Annotated in this window: 13 protein-coding genes and 1 pseudogene; 8 read left to right on the top strand and 6 right to left on the bottom strand. The window is 64.6% G+C overall.

The features are described 5' to 3' along the window. Positions 1-59: 59 nt before the first annotated feature. The gene (locus NCW75_09830; protein ID UYV11596.1) at positions 60-1,571 is read left to right on the top strand and encodes a PLP-dependent decarboxylase; all 1,512 of its coding nucleotides are present in this window, start codon (positions 60-62) and stop codon (positions 1,569-1,571) included. A gap of 175 nt (positions 1,572-1,746) precedes the next feature. Beyond that, on the top strand, positions 1,747-4,812 hold the full coding sequence (locus NCW75_09825) for a hypothetical protein (protein ID UYV11595.1): 3,066 nt from the start codon (positions 1,747-1,749) through the stop codon (positions 4,810-4,812). Positions 4,813-4,883: 71 nt separating this feature from the next. On the opposite strand, the gene NCW75_09820 is transcribed toward NCW75_09825, so the two are convergent. Continuing rightward, positions 4,884-5,636 carry an SPOR domain-containing protein gene (locus tag NCW75_09820; GenBank protein UYV11594.1) on the bottom strand — a complete coding sequence of 251 codons (753 nt, stop codon included), beginning with the start codon at positions 5,634-5,636 and terminating at the stop codon, positions 4,884-4,886. Between the two features lie 97 nt (positions 5,637-5,733). Here NCW75_09820 and NCW75_09815 point away from each other — a divergent pair, with 97 nt between their 5' ends. Beyond that, on the top strand, positions 5,734-7,230 hold the full coding sequence (locus tag NCW75_09815; GenBank protein ID UYV11593.1) for an AMP-binding protein: 1,497 nt from the start codon (positions 5,734-5,736) through the stop codon (positions 7,228-7,230). Positions 7,231-7,303: 73 nt separating this feature from the next. Next, positions 7,304-7,948: a fructose-6-phosphate aldolase gene (fsa, locus tag NCW75_09810; protein UYV11592.1), complete on the top strand. Its 645-nt coding sequence runs from the start codon at positions 7,304-7,306 to the stop codon at positions 7,946-7,948. Here fsa and NCW75_09805 read toward each other — a convergent pair. Then, complete coding sequence (locus NCW75_09805; protein UYV11591.1) at positions 7,945-8,415, bottom strand: RidA family protein; 471 nt, start codon at positions 8,413-8,415, stop codon at positions 7,945-7,947. The genes fsa and NCW75_09805 overlap by 4 nt on opposite strands. Positions 8,416-8,591: 176 nt before the next feature. Here NCW75_09805 and NCW75_09800 point away from each other — a divergent pair, with 176 nt between their 5' ends. The 3 genes from NCW75_09800 to NCW75_09790 all read left to right on the top strand — a co-directional run bounded on the left by NCW75_09800 (position 8,592) and on the right by NCW75_09790 (position 11,036). Then, complete coding sequence (locus NCW75_09800; GenBank protein UYV11590.1) at positions 8,592-8,747, top strand: hypothetical protein; 156 nt, start codon at positions 8,592-8,594, stop codon at positions 8,745-8,747. 136 nt (positions 8,748-8,883) lie between these two features. Then, positions 8,884-9,924 (top strand): prepilin-type N-terminal cleavage/methylation domain-containing protein, encoded by a 1,041-nt coding sequence (locus tag NCW75_09795; GenBank protein ID UYV11589.1) that lies wholly within the window; start codon positions 8,884-8,886, stop codon positions 9,922-9,924. A gap of 170 nt (positions 9,925-10,094) precedes the next feature. Then, positions 10,095-11,036: a type II secretion system GspH family protein gene (locus tag NCW75_09790; GenBank protein UYV11588.1), complete on the top strand. Its 942-nt coding sequence runs from the start codon at positions 10,095-10,097 to the stop codon at positions 11,034-11,036. A gap of 3 nt (positions 11,037-11,039) precedes the next feature. Here NCW75_09790 and phrB read toward each other — a convergent pair whose 3' ends face one another. From phrB to NCW75_09770, 4 genes and pseudogenes are all read right to left on the bottom strand, one after another. After that, positions 11,040-12,470, bottom strand: coding sequence for a deoxyribodipyrimidine photo-lyase (gene phrB, locus NCW75_09785; protein ID UYV11587.1), 1,431 nt, complete (start codon positions 12,468-12,470; stop codon positions 11,040-11,042). 10 nt (positions 12,471-12,480) lie between these two features. Beyond that, positions 12,481-14,103 carry a cryptochrome/photolyase family protein gene (locus NCW75_09780; GenBank protein UYV11586.1) on the bottom strand — a complete coding sequence of 541 codons (1,623 nt, stop codon included), beginning with the start codon at positions 14,101-14,103 and terminating at the stop codon, positions 12,481-12,483. Between the two features lie 111 nt (positions 14,104-14,214). Beyond that, positions 14,215-15,381 (bottom strand): response regulator, encoded by a 1,167-nt coding sequence (locus NCW75_09775; protein ID UYV14189.1) that lies wholly within the window; start codon positions 15,379-15,381, stop codon positions 14,215-14,217. Between the two features lie 150 nt (positions 15,382-15,531). Then, a pseudogene (locus tag NCW75_09770) lies at positions 15,532-15,801 on the bottom strand (GAF domain-containing protein). Between the two features lie 263 nt (positions 15,802-16,064). On the opposite strand from NCW75_09770, the gene NCW75_09765 reads away from it, so the two are divergent. Continuing rightward, positions 16,065-17,159: a TIGR03032 family protein gene (locus NCW75_09765; GenBank protein ID UYV11585.1), complete on the top strand. Its 1,095-nt coding sequence runs from the start codon at positions 16,065-16,067 to the stop codon at positions 17,157-17,159. The last annotated feature ends 1 nt before the right edge of the window (position 17,160 follow it).

Here is a 17,160-nt window from a genome sequence, read left to right as displayed (position 1 = left end):
GGGCGAATAAGCTACTGCCATCCGAGATTGGTTTCTGTTCGCAAACCCCGGAGCCGTGTATGTCCACCGAAGGCCAGCCCGTCGCCCAGAACGACGATCGGGTGACCGAGATTTTCCATGCCGCCGCGGATCTGGCGGCCGAGTACCTGAGTCGCAGCGACGACCCCCGGCAGCCGGTGACGCTGAACCCGCCGCCCAGCGCGATCCACCAGCGTGTGCCGCTGACGCTCGACGGGCCGGCTGTGCCGGTCGACGAACTCATGGAACAGGCACGCGACCTGATGGAACTTTCGGTTCGCACGGGCAGCGCGAACTTCTCGAACCAGCTCTTCAGTGGTTTCGATCCGGTGGCAGTCGTGGGCGAGTGGCTGACGGCGGTGCTCAACGCCTCGATGTACACCTACGAGGTGGCGCCGGCGATGACGCTGGTGGAGCGCGAGGTGATCGCACGCATGGGGCGTGCCGTTGGTTGGGAAGGCTGCGAGGGGCTGTTCACGCCCGGGGGAAGCCTCTCGAACCTGATGGCGATGCTGATGGCGCGCCAGCGGGCGCTGCCAAAGGTCAAGAGCCGCGGGCTGGGCGATGCGAAACCGGTCGTGTTCACGTCGGCCGAGTCGCATTATTCGATCGAGCGAGGGGCGGTCATTCTTGGGCTGGGCACCGATGGCGTGGTGCAGGTCGGCCAGGACAAGCACGGGCGGATGCGAGCGGACGCGCTCGAACACGCGGTCAAGAAGGTCCGGGCCGAGGGCCGCCAGCCGATGATGGTGGTGGCCACGGCTGGATCGACCGTGCTCAGCGGGTTCGACCCGATCGCCGAGATCGCGGACACCACCGAGCGTGAGGGCCTGTGGCTGCACGTCGATGGGGCGTATGGGGCGAGCGCGTTGCTCAGCGAGCAGCGGCGTGGGCTGCTGAAGGGTGTTGAACGCGCCGATTCGTTGACATGGTGTGCGCACAAGATGCTCAACGTGCCGCTGAGCGCATCGGTGATCATCGTGCGCGAGCCGGGGTTGCTGCACCAGTGCAACGCCGTGCACGCCGAGTACCTGTACCACGCCGACAACGACGCGCCGGATCTTGATACCGGCGAGATGAGCATCCAGTGCGGGCGGCGGGTCGACGCGCTCAAGGTCTGGCTGGCGTGGAAGGCGCGCGGCGATGCGGGGATGGCTGAGATTGTCGACCGCAAGTTCGAGCTGGCCAGCGAGATGCGGCGGCTGGTGAAGGAGCGAGCGCGATTCGAGCTGCTGAGCGACCCCGACGAGGTGGGTGGTGGGTGCAACACCTGCTTTGTGTACCACGCGCCGTCGCTCGATGGGCTCTCGCCCGAGCGGAAGCTGCGGGCCCTCGACGCCAGCACCCATGTGCTGCGCGAGCGGGTCAGGCTGCGCGGGCGCGTGCTGACCAACTACGCGCCGGTCTTTGGCGTGCGGGCCTTCCGGCACGTTTCGGCTAACGACCAGGCGACGACGGCGGAGCTTGCGTTCATCCTCGACGAGATCGAGGCGGTGGGTCGGGACCTTGACCTGAGCCCGCTGGCTGATGCGAGTACCCTGCCAAGCCCCTGATATCCGCCGAGAACCGCCCCTAACTTGACGCGAGCGTGTGATAACGGCGCGAAAGCGTGCCGTTGGGTGTTGCGCTCTGGCTCTTTGGGCTGTATGCTGGGTGAAGCGGCGTGGGGATTCCTGCGCCGCCACTATGACCTTCCCGAATTCTGACGAGAGCAGAGGAGATGAGCTGATGGCGACCCCGACGACCGCGCGGAACGCGCGCCCGTGGAAGATGTTCCTGACGGCCGGCCTGGCCCTTGGCCTGGCCGGTGGCGCGGCCCTGGCGACACCCGAGTGCCCGGCGGACATCGATGGCGATGGCGCCCTGACGATCTTCGACTTCCTGGGCTTCCAGAACCTGTTCGACGCGGGCGATCTCGCGGCTGACTTCGACGGTGATGGTGCCCTGACGATCTTCGACTTCCTGGAGTTCCAGAACCAGTTCGATGCCGGCTGCCCGGTGGGCGGCGTGACCGAGACCGAATTGGCCGCGACCACCGTGGGCGGGTACCCCTTCTCGAGCTTCGTTGACGCGTACAACACGGGCTCGACGGTGAACGTGGCGATCGACCCGAGCCAGTTCCCTAGCATCGAGGGCGTGACCGCCGACGTGTACGTGGTGGCCAACAAGACCGCCGCCCAGTGGGACGCCGACCCGAGCCTGACAGACGTGCGCGGCGGTGGCGCGCAGTCGGTCGATTTTGTTGCGGGCACGATCCAGGACAACACGTTCGCGATCGATGGCTCGACGACGCTGGCCGGGCCCGACGGGCAGGACATTGCCGGGGTCTATGACCTGGTGGTCGACGTCGATGGCGACGGCATGCTGGGTGCCGGTGACTTCATCGACGGCCGGGGCGACCTGGGCGGCTTTGCGATCTTCAAGGACCTGACCCAGCTCGGCCCGTACTCGACCGCTCCGGCGCTCGATTACGCGGTTTCGTGGCCGGGTATCATCTCGACGCGGAACCGCCAGATCACGGTGTATCCCGACAACATCGCCGACCTGCCGCCGCTGCCGCTGATCATCGTCAGCCACGGGAACGGCCACGACTACCGCTGGTACGACTTCCTTCAGCAACACCTGGCATCGCACGGCTTCATCGTGATGTGCAACCAGAACGACACGCAGCCGGGCATCGAGACCGCCTCGACCAGCACCTACCTGCACACCGACGCGTTCCTGGGCTCGCTCGACACCATCGGTGGCGGCGTGCTGCAGGGGCAGGTCGACACCAGCCGCATCATGTGGATCGGCCACAGCCGCGGTGGCGAGGGCGTGGCGCGTGCCTTCACCCGCGTGCGTGACGGCCTGGTGACCACCGAGAACTACGACTCGGACGACATCACGCTGGTGTCGAGTATCGCACCGAACAACTCGCTGGGTTCGGGGAGCACCGAGCCCGGACTGGTGAACTTCCACCTGTTGTGGGGTTCGGCCGATGGTGACATCTCGGGCGCGCCTTCGGCGGGCGTAAGCTCCTTTGCCATCCATGATCGCGCCGAGGGCAACCGCTACTCGACGTACCTGCAGGGTGCCGACCACAACGACTTCAACTGCTGCGGCTTTAACGACTTCAGCGGGCCGGCGGGCACTGAGATCGGCCGCCCCGAGGCCCAGCGTGTGCAGGAGGCCGTGTACTTGGTGCTGGCCAAGCTGCACGCCGAGGAGAGCCTGGGCGGGCAGATGGCCACCGAGTACCTGTGGCGCCAGGCCGAGAGCCTGGAGAGCCTGAGCGTGAGCCAGAGCACGATCGTGGTGCGTGAGTACCGCGAGACCACCGATGGCGACGACTTCTACATCGACGACTTCCAGACCAACCCGGCCGTTGACCAGAGCAGCTCGGGTGGCTCTGTCATGTTCACCGTGAGCAACGCGGCGGAGATCCTGCAAGCCGATTCCGACGGGTCGTATAGCTGGACGGGCAGCCAGCCGAGCAACGGCATGACCCGTTCCAGCGGCGGCGACGACTCGCGGGGCATGGTGTTCGACTGGACCAGCGACAGCTTCATCGAGTTCGCGGTGATCCCCGGCGAGCGCGATTGGACCGACGACTTCTTCCTGAGCTTCCGCGCGGCCCAGGGCACGCGGCACCCACAGACGATCGCCGAGCTGGGCGACCTGAACTTCACCGTCTCGCTGCGGGACGGCTCGGGTACCAGCAGCTCGATCAACACCGGCGTGTACGGCGGCGGGGTCGAGGAGCCCTACCAGCGCACCGGTGCGGGCTCGGGCGCGGGCTGGCAGAACGAGTACGAGACCATCCGCATCCGCCTGAACGACTTCCTGACCAACGGCAGCGGGCTCGACCTGGGCGACATCGAGGCCGTCCGCTTCGACTTCGGCCCCAGCTTCGGTTCGGCCGTCGGGCGTCTTGGCATCGATGACATCTACGTGAACAACAACCGCGCCCCGCTGGGCATCGACTTCGATCTCGAGACCCTGTTGCCCGACATCGTCGCGCCGGGCCAAGAGGTGACCTTCCAGGTCGAGATCCAGGCCAAGGACGGCGAGGCCATCGTCGGCGGCTCCGAGGTGCTGCGGTACCGCTTTGATGGCGGTTCGTTCATCGACGTGGCCCTGACCAGCCTTGGCGGCGACCTGTACGAGGGCACAATCCCCGCGGCGGCGTGCGGCGACAACCCCGAGTTCTTCCTGGCGGCCGAGGGCACGGTGAGCGGCGAGGTGATCTTCCCGCCGACTGCGCCGACCGACGTGTTTAGCTACGAGGTTGCCAACCAGACTTTCATCGTCGATCTCGACTTCGAAACGGCCGTGGGCTGGACGGTCGAGAACATCGAGCTGACCGATGGCCAGTGGGACCGGGGCGTGCCCGCCGCTGGCGGCCGTGGCGATCCGTTCGCCGACTTTGACGGCTCGGGTCAGTGCTGGGTGACCGACAACGTGGCGGGCAACAGCGACGTGGACGGCGGGCCGACCATCCTGACCTCGCCCGTGTACGACCTGAGCGCGGCGCCCGACGCGCGGCTCAGCTACGCCCGCTGGTTTACCAACGACGATCTGGACGTCGATTCCCTCGACGTCGAGGTGTCGAACAACGGCGGCGTGTCGTGGACGCTCATCGAGAGCACCGGGGACGCCCAGGGCTGGAACAAGATGACCTGGACCATCGGCGACTTCGTGCCGGTGACCAGCGAGATGCGGTTCCGCTTCCTGGCCACCGACAATCCCAACGACTCGGTGACCGAGGCCGGCCTGGACGCGTTCCAGATCTTCACGGTCAGCTGCCCGTAGTCACGACAATTCGAGGTTTAATCGAGCGGGGCCCGCGCACAACGCGGGCCCCGCTTTTTCGTGCGTGGATTTCAGATCGATTCGGCCACGATCGACGAGACGCCCAGCGTGCGGCGGGCGCGTTCGGCATCGGCCTGGGTGCGGAAGCGGCCGGCGTGGATGAGGTAGAGCACGCGGCCGTTGCGGGTCGCGATCTCGACGCTGGGTTCGCCGAGGCCCGCGCTGCGTGTGGCCGAACTGACCTCGGTGACGCGCTGCGAGGCGCGGCTGCGCGTGCTGTAGGCGCCGAGTTGGAGCGTGTAGCCGCCGGCGACGAAGCCGGGGTCGTCGGGGCTGGTGGCGTCGAACATGCCCATGGCCCGCCGGCGCAGGCGCTCGGCATCGGTGGATCGGCCGGCTCGGTCGTAGGCGTCGGCGGCCACACGCGCGGCTTCGCGGCTGTCCTGGCCCGTGAGCTGGACGCTGGCGGCCTCGAGCGCGCGAGCGGCGGTGAGCGGGTCGCCGGTGCGCAGCTCGATGAGCGCAAGCCCGGCGCGGGCCCGGGCGGCGGTGTCGCCCGAGCCGCGGGCGATCGGTTCGAGCCACTGGCGGGCGGTCGGGTCGTCGCGCATGGCCTCGGCGGCGAGCCCGGCCACGAGCGAGGCGTCGCTCGCGCCCCCGGGGCGGCCGGCGGCGGCTCGGGCGCTCACCAGGGCGAGCGAGTAGCGGCCGGCCTCGTAGTGTTCGCGGTACGTGGGCTGGCCACCCCCGCCCGTGCACCCGGCCAGCATGGTGGCCGCGAGGATCAGGAGCGGCCAGATACCCGGGCGAGCGGGAGACGACATAGTTAGTGGTTGGTCTACCATGTTGCGGAGATCCTTCGCGTCTCGCGCTCGCCGGGATGGATACCGGCGAAACTGGACGCAAATGGGGGACTGAGCCTTGAGCATCCAATGGGCACTGCTTCGGAGCCTGATCCGTCATGGGCGCAAGACGCTGGTCATCGACGATCGCAAGAGCTACACGGGCATGCAGATCCTGGCCGCCAGCCTGTTCGTGGCGTCGGAGATCGAACGCCGGTGCACGACCGACACGGTGGGCGTGCTGCTGCCCACCGGCGGGGGCTTCCCAATCGCGGCTCTTGCGGGCTGGATGCTTGGCAAGACCGTCGTGCCGCTGAACTACCTGCTCAAGCCCGAGGAGCTCCAGTACGTCGTCGAGCACTGCGGCACCGACACCATCGTGACCGCCGGTGCCCTGCTCGAACACCTGGGCTGCGAGCCCAAGTGCAAGAACCTCATTAAGCTCGAAGACGTGAACTTTAAGGGCGTGCCCGAGCTGCGCTGGCCCGCGCGGTCGGCACCCGACGATCTGGCGGTGCTGCTCTACACGTCTGGCACCAGCGGCCGGCCCAAGGGTGTCATGCTGACCCACAGCAACCTGCTGAGTAACGTGTCGCAGATCGACCGGTTCGTGGAGTTCACGCGCGACGACCACACGTTCCTGAGCGTGCTGCCGCAGTTTCATAGCTTCGGGCTCACGGTGATGACGCTGATGCCCCTGTTGCTTGGGCAGAAGGTGGTGTACACAGCCCGGTTCGTGCCGCAGATGGTCGTGCGGTTGTTCCGCCAGCACCACCCCACGGTGTTCGTGGCCATCCCGTCGATGTACGGGGCGCTGCTGTCGGTCAAGTCGGCCAAGGCCGAAGATTTTGCGAAGATCCGCTACGCGGTGTCGGGCGGCGAGCCGCTGCCCGAGGACATCTTCCGGCGGTTCCAGGAGCGGTTCGGCATCGCGATCCATGAGGGCTACGGGCTCACCGAGACCAGCCCGGTGTCGCACTGGTGCCGGCCCTCGGAGTTCCGCGTGCATTGCGTGGGGTTGCCGCTGCCGGGCGTCGAGCAGCGCATCACCTGCACGGCCGACGGGCACGAATTGGCCGATGGCCAGGACGGCGAGATCCGCGTGCGCGGGCCCAACGTGATGAAGGGCTACTTCAACCAAGACCAGGAGACGGCTCGGGTGTTCGACGCCGAGGGCTTCTTCCGCACGGGCGACATCGGCCACGTCGACGAGGTCGGGCGGCTGCTCATCACCGGGCGGCTCAAGGAGATGATGATCGTCGGCGGCGAGAACGTGTTCCCGCGGGAGATCGAAGAAGTGCTCAACTTCCATCCCGAGGTGGCCGCCTCGGGGGTCACCAGCCGCATGTGCCCGATGAGGGGCGAGGAGATCGTGGCCTTCGTCGAGCCCGAGGAGGGGGCCTCGCCCGATCCGGCGGCCCTGAAGGGCTGGTGCCGCCAGCGGCTGGCTGGGTACAAGGTGCCGCGCGAGGTGCGGGTGATGGAGGCGCTGCCGAGGAACCCAACGGGCAAGATCATGCGGCGGGAGCTCAAGGTGCTGCTGGAGTGCGATGAAGAGGCTACCGTGACGCCCTGAATCGGTTGAGACCCCGGGCCCGCGCCCGGGGCTCGTTTTTTCGCTCATTCGACCAACGTAAGGAACCGCCCGCGTGGAACTGTACATCGACACGGCCAACCTCGACCAGATCCACCAGGCCCACGACATGGGCGTGCTGGATGGCGTGACTACCAATCCGACGCTCATCGCCAAGGAGGGCGTCGACTATGGCAAGCGGCTGGCGGAGATCTGTGGGGTCGTGAGCGGGCCGGTGTCGGCCGAGGTGATCGCGACGGAGTTCGACGAGATGCTGGCCGAGGGCAAGGATCGCGCGACGATCGCCGAGAACATCGTGGTGAAGCTGCCCAGCACGGTCGATGGCTTGCGCGCGTGCAAGGCGCTGAGCCACGAGGGCATCCGCACGAACATGACCCTGTGCTTCCAGTCGCTCCAGGCGCTGATGGTCGCGAAGGCCGGGGCGTTCCTGGTCAGCCCGTTCATCGGGCGCATCGACGACATCGGTGAGGATGGCATGGAACTGATCGTGAAGATCCGACAGATCTACGACAATTACGGGCTGCCCACGAAGATCCTGGCCGCGTCGATCCGCCATCCCAACCACCTGCTGCAGTGCGCGATGGTGGGGGCGGATGTGGCGACCGTGCCGTTCGACGTCATCGGCAAGGTGATGAACCACCCGCTGACCGACTCGGGCTTGGAGCGCTTCCTGGCGGATTACAAGAAGGCGTTCGGCTAAATCTCGTTTCGCAATCTTGCGATTACGTCGACTTCGACCGGCGACGCCAGTGGGAGCGATGAGCAGCCCACCGCGGCGCGCGCGTGGCGGCCGGCGTCGCCGAACACCTGCTGGAACAGCTCGCTCGCTCCGTTGGCAACCTTGGGATGGTCGGTAAAGCCCGGCCCGCAAGCCACGAACACGCCCACCTTGATGATGTCGGCGATGTTGTCCAGGCCGCCCGCGTACTCGTGCAGGGCGGCCAGGGCGTTGATCGCGCACGTCCGAGCCATGCTCTGGGCCTGTTCGAGGTTGATGTCCACGCCCACGAGCCCGGTCTGGGGCAGCTTGCCGTCGATGAAGGGGAGCTGGCCGCTGACGTAGGCCGTCGCGCCATCGAGACGGACCGGGATGTATGACGCGACGGCAGGCGGGGGTTTGGGGAGTTCGATGTCAAGATCGGCAAGAGTTTGTATTGTGTTTGGCATTTATAATCTCTCGTTCGATTTGATAGTATTTTGGATGGGTATGAACTGTATCGATTTCATGGTTTCGGACGCAGAACGCAACCGATGGCCTTGAAATCACGAATCGATTCCAGTAATCTGTACGCGCTGTGCGCAGCGGGAAGGGATCGCAAGCGGGTATTCGCAACACCGTTCTGATGGGACGACTTCGCTCGCCCAACGTCATCAGCACCCACTTGAGACGCTCTTCCGACAACTCGACGACCGCCCCGGCCGGCACCACTGGTGCCCACATCAGGCCGCTGGTGGTCAGCCCCGCCCGGGCATCGTCTATGGCGATGCTTCTGGAATAGCCGAGAACAGGTCGGCGGGTGCATGGTTTGCTTTCGGCTCCGCTTGGTCCGCACGGTTTTGCGGATCGCTGATGATGACCGATCGCCCCGGGCACGTTCGTGCCGCGTTGCGATCGGACGTTTGGAGAACCGTTCCATGAAGACGATCAAGAACCGCAAGGCGTTTACGCTGATCGAGTTGCTGGTGGTGATTGCGATCATCGCCCTGCTGATCGGCATCCTGCTGCCAGCCCTGGGCAAGGCTCGCGCCACCGCCCGCCAACTGAAGGATTCGACCCAGGTCCGCGGCATCGTTCAGGCGATGGCCATCTGGGCCCAGAACAACCAGGAAGATTACCCGATCCCCAGCCGCGTCGACCGGAATGGCGACACCGTCGCGTCGAGCACCGGTACGGGCCCGGACTTCAGCAAGGACACGACCGGAAACGCGATGTCGCTGCTGATCTTCAACGGCTTCTTCCCCGTTGAGCTTTCCATCAGCCCGGCCGAAGCCGGTGCAGCCGAGCGTAAGGACAACTACCAGAGCGCCAACCCCGAAGAGGCCGCTGAGCCCGCTTCGGCGCTCTGGGACCCGACCTTCAAGGGCACACCCTTCGACGCCAACAGTGGCGTGCGTTACCCGACCGAGTACACCAACATCAGCAACAACTCCTACGCGCAGATCGCCTACTTCGGCGCTCGCAACCGCACCTGGAGCAACACGTTCAGCTCGACCGATGCCATCCTGGGCAACCGCGGTCCGGCGTACGAGGTCGGTAGCGGTTCCGAAGAAACCCTGACCTGGCGTCTGCTCGAGGACGAGCCCTATGGTGATCAGTCCAAGACGCTGCTCATCCACGGCTCGAAGACCAACTGGGCCGGCAACATCGGCTACAACGACCAGCACGTCGAGTTCCACACCCGTCCGGATCCCGAGACCCTGACGTTTACGTTCCCCGGTACAGGTGACGCCTTCAGCCGCCCGGACAACCTGTTCGTTTCCGAGAACGACGCGAACGGCACTCCTGTCAGCGAGTCCATCTCGGGTGGCACCGGCGCCATCCCGGCGAAGGTCCGCATGACCTCGACCAGCACGGGCACCAGCCAGGCGCTGGACATGACCAACGCGTACCTGCGTCCGATCGGTACCGTGCAGCGCTCGGGCATCACCTACACGGTCGAAGGCTGGATCGACTGAGTCTGCTTTGGCGGACACTTGGGCCGGATTTTCGGCCTGAGCCCTTGATTATTGACGCCACGGGCTTGCGAGGGCCCGTGGCGTTTTTTGCGGGAGCCCGATTGGGCGGAACCTGATGTGAAGCTGGGCCGTAGAATGACGGGGGACTACTCCTTGTGGGAGGCGAAGTTATGCGACGGCGTGCATTCACTCTGATCGAGTTGCTCGTGGTCATCGCGGTCATCGCGTTGCTGATCGGCATCCTGCTGCCAGCCCTCGGGCAGGCCCGGCTGGTGGCCCGGCAGGTGAAGGACGCGACGCAGATCCGCGGCGTGGCTCAGGGCATGGCCATCTGGGCCCAGTCCAACAACGAGGTCTACCCGAGGCCCAGCGAGGTCGACCGCAGCGACGCGACGGTGATGGCCAGCGAGCCGGAGATCAAGGACAACACGGGCAACATCCTGTCGCTGATGATCTTCAACGGCATCGTGCCGACCGACCTGCTGGTGAGCCCGGCCGAGGTGAGCAATCTCATCGAAGTCGACCGCGGGTACGAGGACGCGTTCCCATCGGCCGCGCTCGACCCTTCTTCGGCGGTGTTCGACCCCGGTTTTGCCGGGGTTCCGATCGAGCGTACGGGCAGCGCGGGTGGGCCGGTGCGGCGGCTCGAGGGCGGTATCGGATTCACGTCATACGCGCATAGCGCGCCGTTCGGGGATCGTGAGAAGATCTGGGCCGCCACCAACGAGCCAGGCCAGGCCCTGATCGGCAATCGCGGCCCGGTCTACGGCGGCGACCCAGGCGAGTGGTATCTGGCGCCCGGATTGTTCGGTCGCAAGAGCAAGACGCTGAAGATCCACGGGCGGTCGACCGAGTGGTCGGGCAACATCGCGTACAACGACCTTCGCGTGGTGTACGAGACCCAGCCGGACCCGGCGACGCTGACGTATGTCTTCCGTGAGTACGACAAGCCCACGCAGGCGGACAACCTGTTCGTGAACGAAGACGACCGGCGCGGGAGTCCGGCGCAGCCCGATCAGAGGCCCGGCACTGGCGCGAACGCCTTGCTCCGGAGCTACAAGAACGTGCGGCGTGAGGGCTCGGCGTTCATCGTCGATCCATTCTGGGATTGACTCTCAACTGCTGACCTTGAACGCCTTGAGCGCACGGTCGCGCGCATCGGCGTGATCGACGATCGGTTTGGGATAGTCCACGTCGTCGAAGAGGGACTCGTGCTCCCACGGGGCGTGGATGCTGTCGTCGTCCACGCCGGACAACTCATCGACGAATTTGCGAATGTATGAGCCGTCCGAATCGAACTTCTTGCTCTGGCTCGTGGGGTTGAAGATGCGGAAGTAGGGGGCCGCGTCGGTGCCGGTGGCGGCCGACCACTGCCAGCCGCCGTTGTTGTTGGCCAGGTCTGCGTCGACGAGGTTCTGCATGAAGTACCGCTCGCCCCAGCGCCAGTCGATGAGCAGGTCCTTGGTGAGGAACATCGCCACGGCCATGCGCACGCGATTATGCATCCAGCCCGTCTGGTTGAGCTGCCGCATCCCGGCGTCGATGATCGGGTAGCCGGTCTTGCCCTGGCACCAGGCGGCGAACTGGCCCTTGGCCTGGTCATCGGTGCGCCACTCGATGTCGTACTTCGCGTTGAACGCCCGGTGCCGGCTGACGCGTGGGAAGGCAACGAGGATCTGGCGGTAGAACTCGCGCCAGACGACCTCGCTCATCCAGTGGACGGGGCCCTTGCCGCCCTTATCGAGCTGGCCTTTGTTGGATTCGAGCGCGGCCTCGATGCACTGGCGCGGCGAGATGGCACCCACGGCCAGGTACGGGCTGAGCGTGCTCGTGCCGTTGATTGATGGGTAGTCGCGGTCCTCTTTGTAGGCATCCAGGCGGCCTTCGATGAAGCTCCGGAGCCGCGCGCGGGCATGGTCTTCGCCGGCCTTCCAGAGGTCGGGGCGGCCGGCGTCAGAGTCGAAGTCACCGAGCGCGTCGGGGATGGCATCGGGCGTGGAGACCATCTCGGGCTGCTTCTTGGCGAGCCCCTGGGCCTTAGGGGCGTTGCCGTCGTTGTAGTAGGCGTACCACTTCCGCTTGAACGGCGAGTAGACGGTGTAGGGCTTGTCTTCCTGGGTGCGCAGCTCGCCGGGGGCTACCACGGTCTGATCGTGGAAGGTGCGGACCGAGTGGCCGGCCTTAGTAAACGCGGCGGCGACCCTGGCATCGCGGGCGCGCTCGTTGACCTCGTATTCCTCGTTGAAGAACAGGGCGTTGCAGTGGTGCTCGCTTGCCAGATCGATCAGGTCGTTCTCGATGCCCTTGAACGCATCACGCTCGATGATCTTCAGGGCGATGTTTCGGTCTTCGAGGCCCGCCCGGAGTTCGATGAGATTCCGGCGGAGGAAGCCGACGCGTGGGTCGCCCCAGTCGTGCTCGCGCCATTGCTTGGGGCAGACGGTGAAGACGGCCAGCACGCCCTTGGAGGCCGCCGCGCAGGCGGCACAGAGCGCGGTGTTGTCGCGGGTGCGGAGGTCGGCTCGGAACCACATCAGGGCGCGCATGGCTTGGTCCTTATCTCTTGATTTCGCCGATGCCGAGCCTCTTCCGCAGAGACGTGGCGCTCACGCGGATGGAGATCTTCTCATCTCGGGGCATCTTCTTGACATTCTTCATGATCAGCGACATGCGGTTGTTGCCCTTGAAGCGATCCTCGTTGCGGATCAAGAAGTCCCAATAGAACGTGTTGAACGGGCAGGCCTTGCCCTTGCTGGTCTCGCCCGTACGGGCCTTGGCATCGTATGGGCAGTGCTTGCAGAAGTTGCTCATCTTCCCGATGTAGTTGGCGCTCGCGGCGTAGGGCTTGGTGGCCACCACCGGACCGAAGTCGTCGGTGCCATCGGCGTACATCGACATGCCGATGGTGTTGGGCGTGGTGACCCAGTCGACGCTATCGGCGTACATGCCGAAGTACCAATCGCCGATCTGTCGTGGGTGGATTCCTGCGATGAGCGCGAAGTTGCCCGTGACCATGAGGCGGGGGATGTGGTGCATCCACGCGTGGTCAAGCACGGGCTGGATGCACTCCTTGAGGCAGCGCATGTCGGTATCGCCCGACCAGTAGAACTCGGGCAGGTCGCCGTGCTGGTCGAGGTAGTTGCGGTCGCGATAGCTTGGGCCTTCTCTCCAGTAGACACCGCGGACATATTCGCGCCAGCCGATGATCTGGCGGATGAAGCCCTCGACCGAGTTGATCGGAGCCTTGTTGTTCTTGTACGCGTCCAGGGCGGCGTCGATGCAGTCCTGGGGATCGAGGAGCTTGAGATTGAGCGGTACGCTGAGTTGGCTGTGGAAGAGCCAGGGCTGGCCGGTCCACATCGCGTCTTCGTAGGGGCCGAAGTCTCGCAGGCCGCTCTCGATGAATGCCTTCAGGGCCTTCTTTGCCTGCTTCGCGGTCACCGGCCAGCCGAATTCATCGAGGCTTCCCGGGGCATCGGGGTAACGGTTCTTGACGAGTTCGATGACCTCATTAGTAATGCCATCCGGATTGAATCGCAGCGGCGGTGGGGCATTGGGACCGTGCTTACCGAACGTCTCGCGGTTGTCGTGGTCGTAATTCCACTGGCCGCCTTCGGGCTTGCCATCGCCGTCGACGAGGATGCCAAGGGCCTTGCGGCGCTCGCGATAGAAGTACTCCATCGTGAGTTCTTTCCGACCGTCTGCCCACTCGTTGAACTCTTCGAGCGAGCAGGTGAAGTGCTCGTCGTCGAGGATCTCGGTCTTGATGCCCGTGGCGTCTTCCCAGTTCTCCGCTTCCTTGAGAATCCTCCAGTCGCCCGGATGGACCACGACGATTCTTTCGGGGTTGAGGAACTTGGCCGCACGCTCGACCTCGCCGGTGAGCGTTTGGGTGTTGCCGCGTTGATCAACTGGCGTGTAGCGGACGCGGTAGCCCTTCTGGTCGAGATCGAGAGCGAAGTGTCGCATGGCCGAGAAGAACAGGGCAGTCCGCTGCCGGTGGCTCGGCCCGAGCGCGGCCTCTTCGTCGACTTCCATCATGAGCACCGCGTCGGCGTCTTTGTCCAGGCGCCGCAGGGCGGGGCTGTGGCTGTCGAGTTGATCGCCCAGCACCACAGCCAGCGTGCGCACGGAGCCCCGTACGTCGCTTGGTTGCAATCTGAAGATACCTGAAGCCATCAGTGACCATATCGGGGATGGCTTGGGTCGAGCCCTCATGCCAGCAAGGGTGGGGCAAGTGACCAATGGCTCCGGGCCATCCCTAAATATAGACTATCTGTGAGAGATTGGTTATCGCTCAACCGTGGCCCAGCGGCTGCATGCGTCGATAAGGCGCGTGGGATCGATGGGCTTGGTGAGATAGTCGTCGGCACCAGCCTGATAGCCCCGGCTCCGGCTGTCGCTCAGGGCGTGGGCAGACAGGATGATGATCGGGCGGTCATAGCCGTGATCGCGCAGGCGTTTAGTGGCTTCATAGCCGTCAATGCCAGGCATGTCTACGTCCATAAGCACAACACTATACGGCGACACATCTGCATTAGTAGAATCCAGAGCCAGCGAGAATACCTCGTTACCGTCGCTTGCGAGGTCGACTTCGGCGCCAGCGCGGTGAAGGTGCAGTGCGATGAGGCGTTGGCTGTCAGGGCTATCCTCTGCTAGTAGTATACGGCACTCTGAGAGTTCGGTGACCAGAGCATCGTCCGAGTTGGTTGTCGTGGCATGGCGGTGCTGCACGGAAGACATGAGTACCGAGCGCGCCTTGGCGGCTGATCGCCAGGTAGCAACCTTCGAAGTGTGTGAAGTATGGAGAGTGATAGTGAAGGACGATCCTTTTCCGATTGCCGATTCGACGGAGAGTTCGCCATCGAGCATGTTCACGAGTGTGTGGGCGATGCTCAGACCCAGGCCGGTGCCACCGAAGCGGCGTGTTGTGCTGTTGTCGGCCTGACAGAAGGCCTCGAACTTGGAAATCTTCACGATCTGCTCTGGAGTCATACCCGGGCCTGTGTCGCGCACGACAACCGTAAGGGACCGGTCTTTAGGACATGCTGAGACATCGACGCCAATCTGGCCACTGTCGGTGAACTTGATGGCGTTGTAGATCAGGTTGAGCAACACCTGGCGGATCCGAACTGGATCGATCTCGATAGACGTTGGTGTCGGCGAGATGAATGAGACCTTCAAGGGGAGGGACTTCTCCTTTGCTCTGGGCTCGGCCAGAGAAATAACGTCGGCAAGCACATCGGTAGGATCGACGGCGCAGCAATCTATGGTCATCATGCCAGCTTCGATCTTGGAGATGTCGAGCACGTCGTTGACTACTTCGAGCAGGTGTTGTGCATTGCGTGCGATGGCGTCAATCGCAGGCGCCGTGTCGATAACCCCCTCCCCCCGCCTGCGCAGCAGATCGGCGTAACCCACGATCGATGTCAGTGGTGTTCGGACTTCGTGACTCATGTGAGCCAAGAAGGCACTTTTTGCTTGGTTGGCATCGTTGGCACTACGGCGTGCGACCTCGAGGTTTGATGCGGTTCGACGAAGTGTCAGTTGGCTGGCAGCTTGGAGTGCCAGAGCTTCGAGGTAGCCGATCATTTTGCTGGTGGCCTTGCGGGGCTTTTGATCGATGACACAAAGTGTGCCTGCGGGCAGGCCGCCATCAAGAATCAGAGGAACGCCGGCATAGAAGCGGATGTTTGGAGGACCCAAAACGAGAGGATTGTCTCTGGTTCGTTCATCGAGCAAGGCATCTGGAATGATCAGCGGTCGATCGCGAAGAATCGCATAACCGCAAAATGCAGACCCTCTGGGGGTCTGGGGTGCATCGAGGCCTACACGACTCTTGAACCACTGGCGGGTGTCATCCAGTAGCGAGACGAGGGCGATCGGCGTATCGCACAGCATGGCGGCCAAGCGAGTGAGGTCGTCAAAGCACGCTTCTGGCGGTGTGTCAAGCACGTTGCACGAAATCAACGCTGCCAAACGATCATTTTCATTCGTTGGAATCGGTGCTGGTGGCATGGTATCTACCCATGGGCCGAGACATGTAGGTCCGTACATGCCATCGGTCGATCCTGACGTCGCCTTGATGGCTTCTCTGGTTGGGATCGGGATTCTCGTTGTCAGGGCGATATCCTGGGGCTATGGACACCAGCAGCCAATCGCCCGAGAAGCCCGAACTCGCCATCACCGCCTCGAGGCACCTGATCGAGTGGATGGCCGGCCAGGGGGTCAGCCTGGGCCTGAGCACGTACCAGGCGGGCAAGCTCTTCCTGGTGGGTGTGCAGCCCAACGGCCGCCTGAGCGTGTACGAGCGCACCTTCAACCGATGCATGGGCCTGCACGCCTCGGCGGATGGGCAGACGCTGTGGATGGCCTCGCTCTACCAGCTCTGGCGGCTGGAGAACTACGTGCCCAAGGGCCAGGCCACGCCCGATGGCTACGACGCGCTGTACGTGCCCACAATGGGGTACACGACCGGCGATGTGGACGTCCATGACATCGTCGTGCCCCAGGGCAAGCCGCCGGTGTTCTGCGTGACGGCGTTCAATTGCCTGGGGACGGTCAGCGAGACCCACAGCTTCAAGCCCGTGTGGACACCGCCGTTCATCAGCGCGCCGCTCGACGCGCCTGTGGGCGAGGATCGCTGCCACCTGAACGGGTTGGCCTCAGATCCGGTCACCGGCGAGCCTCTGTATATCACGGCAGTCAGCAAGAGCGACGTGGCCGACGGCTGGCGCGATCGGCGTGATGGTGGTGGGGTGCTGATCGACGTGCGCACGAGCGAGGTCGTGGCCGAGGGGCTGAGCATGCCGCACTCGCCGCGGGTGCATCCAGATCACCCGGGCAAGGTCTGGCTGGTGAACGCGGGCACGGGCTTCCTGGGCTTCGTTGATCTGGCGAGCGGCACCTTCGAGGAGGTCGCGTTCTGCCCGGGCTTTGCACGTGGCATGACGTTCATCGGCAACCACGCCGTCGTCGGCCTCTCGGCCGCGCGAGAGAACCGCACGTTCGAGGGCCTGCCCTTGCAGGACAATCTCAAGGCCAAGGACGCCGAGGCTCGGTGCGCCCTGCACATGGTCAACCTGGAGACCGGCACCACCGACCACTGGCTGCGCCTGGAGGGCATCGTGCGCGAGCTCTACGACGTGATCGCGCTGCCCAACGTGCGGCGGCCGATGTTGCTTGGCTTCAAGACCGACGAGATCCGGCGGATGCTGCGGATCGAGGCACCCTGAG

Source organism: Phycisphaera sp. (genome assembly GCA_025916675.1).
In the GTDB taxonomy this organism is placed as follows: Bacteria; Planctomycetota; Phycisphaerae; order Phycisphaerales; family UBA1924; genus JAHCJI01.
The sequence above is the reverse complement of the archived record's forward strand: the minus strand, read 5'-3'. Positions and strand labels throughout refer to the sequence as shown.

Coding starts and splice junctions, on each gene's coding strand:
- NCW75_09830 (UYV11596.1), top strand. CDS start 60: ATGTCCACCGAAGGCCAGCCCGTCGCCCAGAACGACGATCGGGTGACC.
- NCW75_09825 (UYV11595.1), top strand. CDS start 1,747: ATGGCGACCCCGACGACCGCGCGGAACGCGCGCCCGTGGAAGATGTTC.
- NCW75_09820 (UYV11594.1), bottom strand. CDS start 5,636: ATGTCGTCTCCCGCTCGCCCGGGTATCTGGCCGCTCCTGATCCTCGCG.
- NCW75_09805 (UYV11591.1), bottom strand. CDS start 8,415: ATGCCAAACACAATACAAACTCTTGCCGATCTTGACATCGAACTCCCC.
- NCW75_09800 (UYV11590.1), top strand. CDS start 8,592: ATGGGACGACTTCGCTCGCCCAACGTCATCAGCACCCACTTGAGACGC.
- NCW75_09795 (UYV11589.1), top strand. CDS start 8,884: ATGAAGACGATCAAGAACCGCAAGGCGTTTACGCTGATCGAGTTGCTG.
- NCW75_09790 (UYV11588.1), top strand. CDS start 10,095: ATGCGACGGCGTGCATTCACTCTGATCGAGTTGCTCGTGGTCATCGCG.
- phrB (UYV11587.1), bottom strand. CDS start 12,470: ATGCGCGCCCTGATGTGGTTCCGAGCCGACCTCCGCACCCGCGACAAC.
- NCW75_09780 (UYV11586.1), bottom strand. CDS start 14,103: ATGGCTTCAGGTATCTTCAGATTGCAACCAAGCGACGTACGGGGCTCC.
- NCW75_09775 (UYV14189.1), bottom strand. CDS start 15,381: ATGAGTCACGAAGTCCGAACACCACTGACATCGATCGTGGGTTACGCC.
- NCW75_09765 (UYV11585.1), top strand. CDS start 16,065: ATGGACACCAGCAGCCAATCGCCCGAGAAGCCCGAACTCGCCATCACC.